We start from the raw sequence: 14,132 nt of genomic DNA, 5'->3' as shown, positions 1-14,132 counted from the left end.
TCGTCCGTCCGCGATCAGGATGCCTGCGCCTGCGTGCCGCCGCCCAGCAGCCGCGCATAGGCGGCCGCGTAATCGCGGGCCATGCGGGAGGCGGAAAAGCGCGCCTCGAAGGTCTCGCGCACGCGGCGCCGATCCAGACCGAGCAGGTCCGGCATCGAGGCCACCGCGTCCTCGATCGATTCGGCGAGGAAGCCCGTCACCCCGGGATCGATGATCTCAGGCATGGCGCCGCAGTTCCAGGCCAGCACCGGCGTGCCGCAGGCCATCGCCTCGATGACGACGAGGCCGAAGGGCTCGGGCCAGTCGATGGGAAAGAGCAGGCCAGCCGCATTGCCGAGGAACGCCGCCTTCTCAGCCTCCTCGATCTCGCCGACATATTCGACGCGGTCGCCGTCGATCAGCGGCTCCACCACCTCGCGGAAATAGGCGCGATCGCCGTCGCCGATCTTCGCCGCGAGTTTCAACTTCAATCCGGTACGGCGGGCGATCTCGATGGCGCGGTCGGGCCGCTTGTCGCGCGACAGTCGTCCCAGAAAGGCGAGATAGGTGCCGTCGGTGCCGGCTTCGTAGTCGGGCTCATAAAGGTCGAGCGGCAGCCCGTGCGGAATGGTGGCGATCCAGTTGGCCTCGGGCAACCGGGCGCGCTGGCTCCGCGAAATCGAGATCATCGGAAAGGATGGGAAACGCCGGTAGGTCGGCGCGAGATCGACATAATCGAGCCGTCCGTGCGGCGTCGTGACGGTACGTCCGGCCATGTATTCGAAGAACGGGAAGTGCTGGAAATGGCTGAGATGGAAATGGATGACGTCGAAGTCGTCGGCGCGGCTGCGCACCTCCTCCAGCATCGCCAAATGGGCGGCGATTTCCGACTTCAGCGGACGGGGGTCGAGCCTGAGCGCCTGTTCCCGGCAGGCCACCAGCTTGGCGGATGTGCGGCTGTCGCCACTGGCGAACAAGGTGGCGTCATGGCCTAGATCGACCAGTGCTTCGGTCAGATAGGAAATGATGCGTTCCGTCCCGCCGTAAAGCTGCGGCGGCACCGATTCATAGAGAGGCGCGACATGGGCAATCTTCATGTTGCAGTCCTCAATCGCTCCCTCTGCGCATGGTTCGTGAGCAGCCGCACGGCCGCGATATAACCCGGTGGCACAATGCGCCAGCGGCAGGATCGTTCCCGAAGACATGCTGTCGCAAGCCGGTTTCAGTTCCGGCGGACGATCAAGTCACAGGGCAAGCGCCACCTTGCGCCCATCGTAGATGGCGAAGGCGGCCTGGCGCGCAGCGGTGCAGTCGCCGATCGCGGTGAAGGCGATCTTGCGTGCATCGAGGTCGGCGGACAGACCGTCGGCGGCAAGATTGGTGCCGGCGAAGACCAGCGTGTCGGCTTCGGCCTGCCGCTCGATCCCGTCGAGCAGCGAGGCAATGGTGGCCGTTTTGCCGTCCCAGTGGGTCACGGCGCTTTCAGTCACGAAGCGGACGCCGAGGCGGGCGAGCGCGCGGCGCAGCGGAGCGTCCGCGGCCATGCGCTGGAGCTCCTTGCCGACCAGGGCGTCCGGTGTCACCAGCGTCACCTCGTGACTGTCCTCGGCGAGCCGCCAGGCGGTGCCGCATCCCTTCCAGTTGCCGCCGTCGTCTAGCACGATCACGCGCTTTCCCGGCCGGACCTCGCGCGCCATCACGGCCTCGGCGGAATGCATCGCGCCGCCGCCTGGAATGGTGTCCAGTTGCGGCAGCACCCGCTGGAAGGCGCCGTCCGGCGGCAGAGAGCCGGTCGCGACGATGACGTGGTCGGCACCTTCGCGTGCGACATCGTCGGCCTCCATGTATTGGCCGTAACGCACATCGACCTGAAGCCGGGCTAGCTGGCGCTGATACCAGTCGATGAGGTCGGTGATCTGCGCGCGGCGCGGCTGCAGGCCGGCAAGCCGGAACTGCCCGCCGAGACGGTCCGAAGCTTCCGCAAGCACAACCTGATGCCCGCGCTCGGCCGCCACGCGCGCGGCCTCCAGCCCGGCCGGCCCGCCGCCGACGACCAGCACGCGCTTCGGCCGCTCGGTGGGGGTAAAGCGGTCGCCACCCCACTCCCATTCGCGGCCGGCCGACGGATTGATGACGCAGCTTATCCAGTAGTCGCGCGAACGCCGACCCCAGCACATCTGGTTGCAGGACAGGCAGCCGCGAATGTCTTCGGCGCGCCCGGCCGCCGCCTTGTTGGCAAGGTGCGGGTCGGCGATCTGGCCGCGCACGATGGAGACGAGATCGGCGCGGCCTTCGCTGAGTACGCTCTCCGCGTTCTCCGGCGTGCGGATGTGGCTTTCGGCAGTCACAAGCGCATGGCGGACTGCCGATTTGATGACAGCTGACAGGTCGGCGCCGAGCTTCTCCGGGTAAACGAAGGGCGGGATGATTTTCTCGAAGCTGAAATAGGAGCCGGTGCCGCATGTGACGTAGTCCATCAGATGGTCGCGATCATGCCGATCGGCGATCTCGGCCAGCGCCTCGCGCTGCAAGGCCACCCCCACGTCCGGCTCGTCGTTGATCGCCAGACCGACGATGAAATCCTCGCCGCACACTTTGCGGATGAGCGTCATCACCTCGCGGCTCATGCGGGTGCGGTTTTCCAGGCTGCCGCCCCAGCGGTCGTCGCGCCGGTTCGACCAGGGCGTCCAGAACTGGTCGAGCATCGAATGATAGGCGGCCCAGACCTCGACGCCGTCGAAACCAGCCTCGCGGCAGCGCCGCGCCGCTTGTACGAAGCCGTCGATCGTCTCTTCGATATCGGCCTCGGTCATGCGATGCGAGCCGTCGGAATCGTGATAGCTCGGCAGGCCGGACGGCGACCAGCCGGCATGGTAGGAATTATCGGCATCGGCATGCTGGCCGACATGGTAGAGTTGCTGGATGGCGACGGCGCCGTTGCCCTTGATCGCTTCCGTCACCTTGCGGAAATGCGGCACGACACTGTCGTCGGACGGGCGGAAATTGCCACGGGTCAGCACCGCAGCCTGATGCACCGGCATCGGCTCGACGACGACCATGCCGGCGCCGCCGATGGCGCGCTCGGCGTAATAGCCGACATGCCGTTCGGTCGGCAGGCCGTCCTCCGCCATGTTCGCAGTATGCGCCCCGAAAACGATGCGGTTGCGCAGCGTCCTGCCGCGCAATGTGACCGGCGTGAACAGCCGCCTGAACATCCGCTCTGTCATCGCCCCTCCCTTTGAGCGCCGGCATCCGGGCCGGACGCATATCTGGTACCTGCGGCGCAATCGTCTCCGCACAGGAAGACGAGGGTTGCACATCGACGGCCAACCGGGGCTAATAGTCAAGCCGAACGTAATTCTCCGGCGATTGAGCCACAGGCAACCGATGCCGGGAAATAGATCTTCATTCGCAACCGAGCCGCAGCGCGCGGCGTGGATATTGTCAGGGTTACGATCCACATGGTCCGCCGCTTCTATAGCCTGCCTTCGCTGATCGCCCTCGCCGCCTTCGAGGCGGCCGCGCGGCACCTGAGCCTGACCAAGGCGGCGGACGAACTCAACGTCACGCCCGGCGCCGTCTCCAAGCAGGTCAGGATGCTGGAGGAAGAGCTCGGCATTCCGCTGTTCCTGCGCCGGCACCGGGCGATCGAGCTGACCCGCGAGGGCGAGACGCTGGCGGCGGCGATGCGCGAAGGCTTCGAGCGCATGGCATCTGCGTTCCGGCAGATAAAATCGCTGGGCGGACAGCCCGTCGCGACCGTCGGCTGCACCATGGCGATGGCGCAACTGTGGTTGATGCCGCGCATGGGATCGTTCTGGAACAGCCATCCCGACATCGTCGTCGACCATGTGATCTCGGATCACCCGCATGGCCTCGACCGGCCGGACGTGGAATTGCGGCTGCGCTACGGCGACGGCGAGTGGCCGGACGAACTGTCGGCCAAGCTCTATGACGACCGCATCTTTCCCGTCGCGAGCCCCGCCTTCGCCAAGGCGTATCCGGCGAAATCGATGCAGGACCTGGCGCAATTGCAGCTGCTGTCGGTGGAAGGCATCGACTGGACCTGGACAACCTGGGCGGAATTCCTGCGCGAGGTCGGCCATCCGGACCGGCACGTCAACGTCCGCCGTTTCAACAGCTACGTCATCGCGCTGCAGGCGGCGCGGAGCGGACAGGGCGTGGCGCTGGGCTGGGAAAGCCTGGTTGCGCCCCTGATCGAGGCCGGCAGCCTGACGCGGGTGACAGACGCGGCGATCGCGGCGCCGCAATCCTACTTCGTCACCTGGAGCGCCCGCCGGCCGCTGAGCCCGCAGGCGGTCATGCTGAGGGACTGGTTGCTTTCCCTTGGATCGTTGAGTTCAACTCAAGCGAGCCGGCTTCCTATTTCGCTTGAACAACCGGTTCGCAGGCGTTCTCCTAGGGGTCAGGGCAAGACGCATTCCGGGTGATCGTTGCGGGTGCACCCTGCTCAAGGGAGAGCCAGCATGAGCACGACGGACACGCTCGCAGCACCGGAAGCACCCCCATCCCATCGCCGCGGCGGCGGCCGCGTCGGACGCAGGACGATGCGAAGCGCGCCGGTCGCCTCGTTTCCAACCCTCGTCCGCAACATACCAGTCTACGAGATCGTTCCCGACGAGGCGGTGGAACTCATCCATCAGGAATCGCTCGCCATACTGGAAGACGTCGGCTGCGAGTTCCGCGACGACGAGGCGATCGCGCTGTGGAAGGCGGCGGGCGCGGACGTCTCCGACACGCGGGTCCACATCGACCGTGCCCTGCTCATGGACCTCGTGTCGAAGGTGCCGGCGGAATTCACGCTTCACGCCCGCAATCCCGAGCGCACCGTCAAGGTCGGCGGCAAGAATTCCATCTTCGTGCCGATGTACGGCGCGCCCTATGTACGCGACCTCGACAACAACCGGCGCTACGGCACGCTCGCCGACCTCAACAATTTCCACAAGCTCGCCTACATGGCGCCGGCGCTGCATTCGTCGAGTTCGATCATCTGCGAGCCGATGGAGATCGCGGTGCCGAAGCGCCACCTTCACATCATCCACTCGGCGCTCAAGCATTCCGACAAGCCTTTCATGGGCATCGTCACCTCGAAGGAGCGTGCCGAGGACACGATGGCGATGGCCGGCATCGTCTTCGGCGAGGATTTCGTGAAGGACAATTCCGTCCTGGTCTCCATCACCAACTGCAATTCGCCGCTGGTGTGGGACGCCACCATGCTGGACGCGATGAAGGTCTATGCGCGCCACAACCAGCCGCTGATCCTGGCGCCCTTCGCCCTGTGCGGCGCCTCCACCTCGGCCTCGGCCGTCGGCGCGGTCGCGCAGGTCAATGCCGAGGCGCTTGCCGGCGTCGCCTTCACGCAATTGCTGCGTCCCGGCTCGCCGCAGATCTACGGACAGTTCATGGTGACGGTCGACATGAAGACCGGCGCACCGATGGGCGGCACGCCGGAGGCCGCCCAGATGATGTACCTGATGGGCGCGCTGGCGCGCAAATACCGCCTGCCGTGGCGCACGTCGGGCTTCCATGTCGGCTCGAAGCTGAACGACGCGCAGGCGGGCTACGAATCGAACATGCTGATGCATGCCGCGATCATGTCCGGCGCCAACTACATTTGGCATTCCGCCGGATGGCTGGAAGCCGGCCTCACCTGCGGCTACTCGAAATTCGCCACGGACTGCGAACAACTCGTCGGCTGGTACAAATATGCCGGCGGCGTGTCGTTCGACGACTTCAAGGACGCGATGGCAGCGATCCGCGAAGTGGGTCCGCAAGGCCATTTCCTCGGCACCCAGCACACGCTCGATCATTTCGAATCCGCCTTCTTCATGCCCACCTTGATGGATTTCAATTCCTACGAGCAGTGGAAAGCCGAAGGAGCCAAGGACCACGACACGCGCGGCCGCGAGAAGGCGCGCAACATGCTGGCCGACTATGAGGAGCCTAGACTCGACGAAGGCATCGCCGAAGGCCTCAGGGACTTCATCGCGAAAGCCGAGAAAAAGCTGCCGGATACCGTCACCTGAAGAATTGGTCGCGACAGAAAGCCATTAAAGGCAAGCGCGGCCGGGAACACGAAGAAGGAGAAGAAAATGGCATTCTACAGAAGCAACGGCGACCGCGTGCCGGCAGCCGTGGAACAGATGGCGAAGGACGTTCGCGAAGGGCGCATGGACCGGCGCGAATTCCTGTCGCTGGCGAGCGCGCTGGGTGCATCGACGGCGCTTGCCTACGGCATGGCCGGCCTCGCCGTGCCGCAGACGGCACATGCCGACGAAGTCAAGAAGGGCGGCACGCTGCGCGTGGCGATGCCGGTCAAGGCGCAGAAGGATCCGCGCACCTACGACTGGGTGGAGCTTGCCAACATCTCGCGCACCTGGCTCGAGCCGCTGGTGCGCTACACCCGTGAGTTCACCTTCGAGCCGGTGCTTCTGGAAAGCTGGGACGTCAACGACAGCGCCACCGAATATGTGCTGCATGTGCGCAAGGACGTGACCTGGAACAATGGCGACGCCTTCAACGCCGACGACGTTGTCTACAACGTGACGCGCTGGTGCGAGAAGGGCGTGGCCGGCAACTCCATGGCGGCGCGCGTCGGCGGCATGATCGACGCCAAGACGGGCAAGGCCAGGGACGGCGCCGTCACCAAGGTCGACGACCACACCGTCAAGCTGACACTGGCGGAGCCGGATATTTCGCTTATCGCCAATTTCACCGACTATCCCGCGCTCATCGTGCATCGCAATTTCGACGCCGACGGCGCCAATCCCATCACCAAGCCCATCGGCACCGGCCCGTTCGAACTGGTTTCCTACGATGTCGGCCAGAAGGCGGTGGTGAAGCGGCGCGAGAACGGCAAATGGTGGGGCGGCGAAGCTCCCCTCGACGGCGTCGAATTCATCGACTACGGCACCGACTTCTCGGCCACGGTCAGCGCTTTCGATTCCGGCGAGATCGACATCAACCTCGAGACACCGGCCGACTTCATCGACATCCTCGACAAGATGGATCTGGTTAAGTCCGAGGTCGCCACCGCCACCACGCTGGTGGCGCGCACCAACGTCACCAACAAGCCATATGACGACCAGCGGGTACGCAACGCCTTGCAGATGGCAGTCGACAACAACGTCGTGCTGCAGCTCGGCTATAACGGGCGCGGAACCGTCGGCGAGAACCACCATGTCAGCCCGATCCAGCCCGCTTACTATCCGCTGCCGAAGAAGACGCGCGACGCGGCGGGCGCCAAGAAGCTGATGGCCGAAGCCGGCCAGGCCGACTTCGAGCACGAACTGATCACCATCGAGGACGACTGGCAGAAAAATACCGGCGACGCCATCGCCGCGCAGCTTCGCGAGGCCGGCATCAAGGTCAAGCGCACGGTGCTGCCGGGCTCGACCTTCTGGAACGACTGGACGAAATATCCCTACTCGATGACGATCTGGTACATGCGCCCGCTTGCCGTGCAGATCCTGGCGCTCGGCTACCGTACCGGCGAAGCGTGGAACGAAACGGGTTATTCCAATCCCGATTTCGACGCCAAGCTGAAGGAAGCGCTATCGATCAACGACGTCGACAAGCGCAAGGAGGTGATGAAGGACCTGGAGACGATCCTGCAGGATTCCGGCATCATCATCCAGCCGTACTGGCAGAAGCTCTTCAGCCATATGAACAAGAAGGTGAGGAACTACGGCGTTCACCAGACCTTCGAGATGGACCTGCAGAACGTCTGGCTGGACGCCTGATCCCGCTCCGGTTCGGATGAACGGGCCGGAACGCGTTCGATATTGAAGAACCTGCCGTTGGCCCGCACGTATTTCCGCGCGCGAGGAACGGCAGGCTTCTTTGCGGCTAGGCTTTCAAGCCGTCGTCCGTTTCCGCTCCTGGATCGTTTCACGGAAACGGCGCAACGATCTATCTCTTTGCCTTAGCGGCATTTGTGCGACGCCAGACGATTCCGTCCGGCTGCAAAACGCTCCAATCGATTTTTCACGAGTCCGGTCGCGGGCGCGCGGCCCCTCGTTCATTCCATCTTCAACCGGTAACCGATGCCGGTTTCCGTCAGGATGTATTGCGGCCGTTCGGGGTTGGTCTCGATCTTCTGGCGCAGCTGGCGGACATAGATGCGCAGATATTGGACGTCGGTCTCGCCGCCCCAGACCTCGCTCATCAGCATGCGGTGGGTCAGCACCTTGCCGGCATGGGCAACCAGCATGCGCAGGATATCGTATTCCTTCGGCGTCAACTTCACCTCTTCGTCGCGCATGCGCACGATACGGCGCACCAGATCGACTTCGAGATCGCCGCTGCGGAACACCGGCGGCTCGCCCTGCTGTTGCAGCCGATGCCTGAGCGCTGCACGGATGCGGGCGAAAAGCTCCGCCGTGCCGAACGGCTTCGTCACATAGTCGTCGGCGCCGAGGTCGAGCGCCTCGACCTTGCCCTTTTCATCCGAGCGGCTCGACAGAACGAGGATCGGCACGGCGTTGCCGGCACCGCGCAAGGTGCGGATCACGTCCAGCCCGTCCACATCCGGCAGGCCCAGATCGAGAATGACGAGATCGGGGCTGGATCGCCCGGCCTCGGCGAGCGCGTTTTCGCCGTTCATCGCTTCGATCACCTGAAAGCCTTGCGAGACGAGGCTGGTGCGCAAGAGCCGCAGGATCGGCGGCTCGTCGTCGACGATCAGGATGGTGACGGCGTTCGCGTTCATGCCGTGGCCTCCGGTTGCGCCGGTAGGGTGATGGTGAAGACCGCGCCGGGCCGATCGGCCCGGTTGCCCGCCTCGATCGTTCCGCCCATCGCTTCGACGAAGCCGCGGCAGATGGCGAGACCGAGCCCCGTGCCTGCCCGCTGGCTGTCCGCTTTGCGCACACGATAGAACTTGTCGAAGACGCGCTCCAGATCCGCTTGCGGGATGCCCGGTCCCTCGTCCAGAATCCGGAGGCTGACCAAATTGCCGGCGCGCCGGCCTTCCATCGAGATGGTCGTTCCAGCGGGTGCGTATTTGGCAGCGTTGTCGAGAAGGTTGAACAGGACCTGCTCGAACAGGACGGGATCGATCCGGACCATGGGCAGGCTCGGATCGAGAGCCGTTTCGACGCGATGCCCGGCCAGGATCCGTTCCGCCCGCCGCAGCGTGGTGCCCATCACCTCGCTCACATCCACCAGCCCCATGTTGGGCGCCACGGCGCCCGATTCCAGCTTCGTCATGTCCAGCAGGTTGGCGATGAAGCGGTTCAGCCGCTCTGCCTCCTCCTGGATGGTCGACAGCAGCGCGGTGCGATCGTCCGCGGTCAGGTCCGGCAAGCCCGCCAGCCCGTCCGCGGCGCCGAGGATGGAGGCCAGCGGTGTCCTCAGGTCATGCGAGATCGAGGTCAGCAACGCTGCCTGCAGGCGGTCGCGCTCGGCCGCACGCTGCGCCTTGTCGAAATCGTCCGACAGGTTGATGCGCTCGATGGCAAGGGCTGCCTGATCCGACAGCGCGTCGAGCAGGCGCTGCTCGTCGGGCGTCAGCAGCGGGCCCTGCTTGTCGCTGTCGATACCGATCACCGCCACCGGCCCACGCCCCGTCCGCATCGGCAGGAACAGGCGCCGGGCGCCCGGCAGCGTGTCGGCGCCGCGACCGGCCGGTTTGTTGCTTTCCCACGACCACTTCGCCGCCGCGAGGTCGGCTTCCTCGGCAACGTCCTCGGGCGGCCAGGCGGTTTTCAATTCGAGCGATCCGTTTTCAGGGAGGAACAGGACGACCCGCACCTTGAGCATGGAGGCCACCTGCGAGGAAATCGCCCACAGAAGATCGTCCATGGAGGCGATGCCGGCCAGCTTGCGGCTGAACAGGTAGAGGTCCTCGGTGGTGCGGGCGCGCTGGCGCGCCACCAGCGCCTGCGCGCGCACGCTGGCCGTCAGGTTGGAGGCAACCAACGCCACCACCAGGAAGAAGAACAACGCCACCACGTTTTCAGGATCAGCGATGGTGATGCTGAAATAGGGAGGCAGGAAGAACAGGTTGAAGGCCAGCACGCTGAGCAGGCTGGCGAACAGAGCAGCGCCCAGGCCGAAAGCGACGGCGCTGACCAGCACGGCGGTCAGAAACACCAGCGCGACGTTCTGCACGTTGAGGAAGCGGACCAGCACTTCGCCGCAACCCAGCGCCACGGCGACCACCGCCGCGCTGACCAGATAGGGCCGCACGTCGAACGGTGCCGCGGCAGGCCGTGTGTCTACGGTTTTCGCCGCCGGCGCACCCTTCTCGTCGCCGGTGACAACGTGGACGGCGACATTTCCGGCGCGCCGCACGATCTCGGAGGTGATTGAGCCGAAGATCAACTCATGCAGGCGCGAGCGCCGGCTGCGACCGATGACGATGTGGCTGAAATTGTTCTTCGCTGCATAGTCGAGGATTTCTCCGGCCAGTTCTCGTCCGGGCATCGTCACCGCCTCGCCGCCCAGTCGCTCCGTCATGCGCAACGCTTCGGCGATGCGGTCGCGCGCCGCTTCGTTGAGCCGCAGCGAGCGTGGCGTCTCGACATAGAGCGCGGTCCACGGGGCACGCAACCGTTCGGCCATGCGCCGTGCATAGCGCACCAGTGCAGCCGCCTTGGGGTGCTCGTTGACGACGACGAGGATGCGGTCGCCGGCCGACCATGGGCCGGAGATCGCATGCGCCTGCATATGGGTGAGCAGTTGCTGGTCGACGCGCTGGGCTGTGCGGCGCAACGCCAGCTCGCGCAGCGCCGTCAGGTTGCCAGCCGAGAAGTAGTGCGTCAGCGCGCGCTCTGCCCTGCCGGGAACATAAACCTTGCCCTCCTTCAGCCGCTGGATCAGGTCGGCGGGCGTGAGGTCGATCACCTCGATCTCGTCGGCGTGGTCGAGGAAAGCGTCCGGCACGGTTTCGCGGACCTTGATACGGGTGATCTGCTGGACGACGTCGTTGAGGCTTTCCAGATGCTGGATGTTGACCGCCGTATAGACGTCGATGCCGGCCGCCAGCAGATCCTCGACGTCCTGGTAGCGTTTTGGATGCCGGCTTCCCGGCGCGTTGGAATGCGCCAGTTCGTCGACCAGCACCAGCGCCGGCTTGCGCGCCAGTATGGCGTCGAGGTCCATCTCCCGAAGGTGCCGGCCATTGTAGTCGACCTGCCTCAGCGGCACGATCTCGAAGCCGTGGACCAGCGCCTCGGTCTCGACGCGCCCATGCGTCTCGATCAGGCCGATGACGACATCGACGCCGGCGCGGCGCTGGGCGGCGGCGGAAAGCAGCATTTCGTAGGTCTTGCCGACGCCGGGAGCGGCACCGAGAAACACCTTCAGATGGCCCCGCGTCTCCGTCGCAGCTTCGCGCAGAAGGGCCTCGGGGTCGGGACGCTTGGGTTCGGCCTTTTGATCCGGCATCGGTCGTGCGCTCAAGCCGTCCTTTCAGTCACCCCTCGGTGACGCCGGAGCATTGCCGTCATCCTGCAATTGCGCAAGAGGTGCTCCGGCCTCATTGTACCTTGGCCGCATCCAGCGCGAGGTTGAGTTCCAGCACGTTCACCCTCGGTTCGCCAAGCAGGCCGCCGACGCGTTCCTCGATATGGGCGGCGACCAGCGCGCGCACCGCATCCTGCGAAAGTCCACGAGCCTTGGCGACGCGAGGCACCTGGAAAGAGGCCGCTTCCGGCGAAATTTCCGGATCGAGGCCGCTGCCCGACGTAGTGACGAGATCGACCGGCACCGGTGTTCCCGGATTTCCTTTCTCCAAAGCCGCGGCATCCGCCTTGACGCGCGCGATCAGCCTGGCACTGGTCGGGCCGAGATTGGAACCGCCGGAGGCGGAGGCGTCGTAGCCGGTGCCGACGGCGGACGGGCGCGGATAAAAATAGCGGTCGCTGACGAACGCCTGACCGATCAGCGCCGAGCCGACGACATGGCCGTCACGCTCGACCAGGCTGCCGTTCGCCTGTGCCGGAAAGATCGCCTGTGCGACGCCGGTGACGGCGAGCGGATAGGCGAGGCCGGTCAGCACGGTGAGCGCAACGATCATGAACAGAGCAGGGCGAATATGCGCGAGCATGGCAGAACTCCTTCAGGCAAGGCCGACGGCGGTGATGATGGCATCGATCGCCTTGATACCGAGGAACGGCACGATCATGCCGCCGAGGCCGTAGATCAGCAGGTTGCGTCGAAGCAGCGCGGCGGCGCCTATGGCGCGATATTTCACGCCTTTCAGCGCCAGCGGGATCAACGCGATGATGACGAGCGCATTGAAGATGATGGCCGACAGGATGGCGCTTTCGGGCGAAGAAAGCCGCATGACGTTGAGCGCCTGAAGCTGCGGATAGAAGGCGACGAACATGGCCGGGATGATGGCGAAATATTTCGCCACGTCGTTGGCGATGGAGAAAGTCGTCAGCGAACCGCGCGTCATCAGCAGTTGCTTGCCGATTTCCACCACCTCGATCAGCTTCGTCGGGTCGCTGTCGAGATCGACCATGTTGCCGGCCTCGCGCGCGGCCACCGTGCCGGTGTTCATCGCCACTCCGACGTCGGCCTGCGCCAATGCGGGCGCGTCGTTGGTGCCGTCGCCACACATGGCGACCAGCTTGCCCTTGGTCTGCTCGGCGCGGATCAGTTCCAGCTTGTTCTCCGGCGTCGCCTGGGCGAGGAAATCGTCGACGCCGGCCTCGGCCGCGATGGCCGCCGCCGTCATCGGGTTGTCGCCGGTGATCATGACGGTGCGGATGCCCATCTGGCGAAGGGCTGCGAAGCGCTCGCGGATGCCGCCCTTGACGATATCCTTCAGGTGCACAACGCCGAGCAGCCTGCCATCGCGCGCCACAGCCAGCGGCGTGCCGCCGGATTTTGCTACTCCTTCCGCTACCTGCCGCAATTCGCGCGCGGCCTGCCCGTCGCTGCGATGCTTTCCTGCAATGCCGGCATCGGCGAGCATGGCGTCGACTGCACCCTTGCGGATGCTGGTACCGTCGAGATCGACACCGCTCATGCGGGTCTGCGCGGTGAAGCGCACGAAATGGGCATGCAATTCGCCCATTTCACGGCTGCGGATGCCATATTTCTCTTTCGCCAGCACGACGATGGAACGGCCTTCCGGCGTCTCGTCGGCGAGCGAGGAAAGCTGCGCGGCGTCGGCCAGGTCGCGTTCGCTGACACCTGACAGGGGCAGGAATTCGGTCGCCTGCCGGTTACCGAGCGTGATGGTGCCGGTCTTGTCGAGCAGCAGCGTGTCGACATCGCCCGCCGCCTCCACCGCGCGGCCGGACATGGCGAGCACGTTGAAGCGCACGAGCCGGTCCATGCCGGCAATGCCGATGGCCGACAGCAGCGCGCCGATGGTGGTCGGGATCAGCGTCACGAACAGCGCGACCAGCGAAACGACGGGGATCGCACCGCCGGCATAGTGGGCGAAGCTCGGGATGGTGACCACCGCCAGAACGAAGATCAGCGTCATGCCAGCCAGCAGGATGTTGAGCGCGATCTCGTTCGGCGTCTTCTGCCGCTGCGCCCCTTCCACCAGCGAAATCATGCGGTCGAGGAAGGTCGAGCCGGCGGCCGCCGTGATGCGCACCTTGATCTGGTCGGACAGCACCTGCGTGCCGCCGGTGACGGCCGAGCGGTCGCCGCCGGATTCGCGGATGACAGGCGCGGATTCGCCAGTGATCGCAGCCTCGTTGACCGAGGCGATACCTTCGATCACCTCGCCGTCGGAGGGGATGATGTCGCCGATCTCGACGACCACGACGTCGCCGACCTTGAGGCTGGTCGCCGGCACCAGCTCGTAGGTCGAGCCGTCGGCGGCGAGCAGCTTTGCGTCGGTTTCGGTGCGGGTACGGCGCAGCGCGTCGGCCTGTGCCTTGCCACGCCCCTCGGCCACCGCTTCGGCGAAATTGGCGAACAGCAGCGTGAACCACAGCCACAGGATGACCTGGAAGGAGAAGCCGAGCCGGCTGCCGCCGAGGACGAGATCACGCAGCAGGATCAAAGTGGTGAGGATGGCGACGATCTCGACCACGAACATCACCGGGTTGCGGAACTGCACGCGCGGATCGAGCTTGGCGAAGGACGAGCTGATGGCGGGCCCGACGATGGCGGGATCGAAAACGCTGATTTCCGAGGATTTGGTCATGATGCGTTCC

At 65.2% G+C, this 14,132-nt stretch carries 9 protein-coding genes; 3 read left to right on the top strand and 6 right to left on the bottom strand.

What is annotated here, in order from left to right; genetic code table 11:
- Nucleotides 1-14 precede the first annotated feature (14 nt).
- Together FGU64_RS19685 and FGU64_RS19680 are read right to left on the bottom strand one after the other, a co-directional pair.
- On the bottom strand, nt 15-1,076 hold the full coding sequence (locus FGU64_RS19685) for a glycosyltransferase family 4 protein (protein ID WP_139954687.1): 1,062 nt from the start codon (nt 1,074-1,076) through the stop codon (nt 15-17).
- Between the two features lie 147 nt (nt 1,077-1,223).
- Nucleotides 1,224-3,206 (bottom strand): FAD-dependent oxidoreductase, encoded by a 1,983-nt coding sequence (locus FGU64_RS19680; RefSeq protein ID WP_139954686.1) that lies wholly within the window; start codon nt 3,204-3,206, stop codon nt 1,224-1,226.
- Nucleotides 3,207-3,413: 207 nt separating this feature from the next.
- On the opposite strand from FGU64_RS19680, the gene FGU64_RS19675 reads away from it, so the two are divergent.
- From FGU64_RS19675 to FGU64_RS19665, 3 genes are all read left to right on the top strand, one after another.
- On the top strand, nt 3,414-4,430 hold the full coding sequence (locus FGU64_RS19675; protein WP_139954685.1) for a LysR substrate-binding domain-containing protein: 1,017 nt from the start codon (nt 3,414-3,416) through the stop codon (nt 4,428-4,430).
- 36 nt (nt 4,431-4,466) lie between these two features.
- Nucleotides 4,467-6,026: a trimethylamine methyltransferase family protein gene (locus FGU64_RS19670; protein ID WP_139954684.1), complete on the top strand. Its 1,560-nt coding sequence runs from the start codon at nt 4,467-4,469 to the stop codon at nt 6,024-6,026.
- A gap of 66 nt (nt 6,027-6,092) precedes the next feature.
- Complete coding sequence (locus FGU64_RS19665) at nt 6,093-7,742, top strand: ABC transporter substrate-binding protein (RefSeq protein ID WP_136358569.1); 1,650 nt, start codon at nt 6,093-6,095, stop codon at nt 7,740-7,742.
- A gap of 278 nt (nt 7,743-8,020) precedes the next feature.
- Here the strand turns inward: FGU64_RS19665 and FGU64_RS19660 are convergent, their stop codons facing one another.
- From FGU64_RS19660 to kdpB, 4 genes are all read right to left on the bottom strand, one after another.
- On the bottom strand, nt 8,021-8,710 hold the full coding sequence (locus tag FGU64_RS19660) for a response regulator (protein ID WP_139954683.1): 690 nt from the start codon (nt 8,708-8,710) through the stop codon (nt 8,021-8,023).
- Entirely contained in the window at nt 8,707-11,391 is a 2,685-nt protein-coding gene (locus FGU64_RS19655) for a sensor histidine kinase KdpD (RefSeq protein WP_139955461.1), read from the bottom strand. The genes FGU64_RS19660 and FGU64_RS19655 overlap by 4 nt, the downstream gene beginning before the upstream one ends.
- Nucleotides 11,392-11,482: 91 nt before the next feature.
- Nucleotides 11,483-12,052: a potassium-transporting ATPase subunit KdpC gene (gene kdpC, locus FGU64_RS19650; RefSeq protein WP_139954682.1), complete on the bottom strand. Its 570-nt coding sequence runs from the start codon at nt 12,050-12,052 to the stop codon at nt 11,483-11,485.
- 12 nt (nt 12,053-12,064) lie between these two features.
- The gene (kdpB, locus tag FGU64_RS19645) at nt 12,065-14,122 is read right to left on the bottom strand and encodes a potassium-transporting ATPase subunit KdpB (protein ID WP_139954681.1); all 2,058 of its coding nucleotides are present in this window, start codon (nt 14,120-14,122) and stop codon (nt 12,065-12,067) included.
- Nucleotides 14,123-14,132: the final 10 nt, after the last annotated feature.

The sequence above is a fragment of the Mesorhizobium sp. 8 genome, assembly GCF_006351905.1.
Classification (GTDB): domain Bacteria; phylum Pseudomonadota; class Alphaproteobacteria; order Rhizobiales; family Rhizobiaceae; genus Mesorhizobium; species Mesorhizobium composti.
Note: the sequence above shows the minus strand (reverse complement) of the source record. Positions and strands in the feature narration are given on the sequence as shown.

What these genes read in the sequence shown, in the direction of transcription:
- FGU64_RS19665 (WP_136358569.1), top strand. Translation starts at nt 6,093, where the DNA reads ATGGCATTCTACAGAAGCAACGGCGACCGCGTGCCGGCAGCCGTGGAA.
- kdpC (WP_139954682.1), bottom strand. Translation starts at nt 12,052, where the DNA reads ATGCTCGCGCATATTCGCCCTGCTCTGTTCATGATCGTTGCGCTCACC.
- FGU64_RS19680 (WP_139954686.1), bottom strand. Translation starts at nt 3,206, where the DNA reads ATGACAGAGCGGATGTTCAGGCGGCTGTTCACGCCGGTCACATTGCGC.
- FGU64_RS19685 (WP_139954687.1), bottom strand. Translation starts at nt 1,076, where the DNA reads ATGAAGATTGCCCATGTCGCGCCTCTCTATGAATCGGTGCCGCCGCAG.
- FGU64_RS19660 (WP_139954683.1), bottom strand. Translation starts at nt 8,710, where the DNA reads ATGAACGCGAACGCCGTCACCATCCTGATCGTCGACGACGAGCCGCCG.
- kdpB (WP_139954681.1), bottom strand. Translation starts at nt 14,122, where the DNA reads ATGACCAAATCCTCGGAAATCAGCGTTTTCGATCCCGCCATCGTCGGG.
- FGU64_RS19655 (WP_139955461.1), bottom strand. Translation starts at nt 11,391, where the DNA reads ATGCCGGATCAAAAGGCCGAACCCAAGCGTCCCGACCCCGAGGCCCTT.
- FGU64_RS19670 (WP_139954684.1), top strand. Translation starts at nt 4,467, where the DNA reads ATGAGCACGACGGACACGCTCGCAGCACCGGAAGCACCCCCATCCCAT.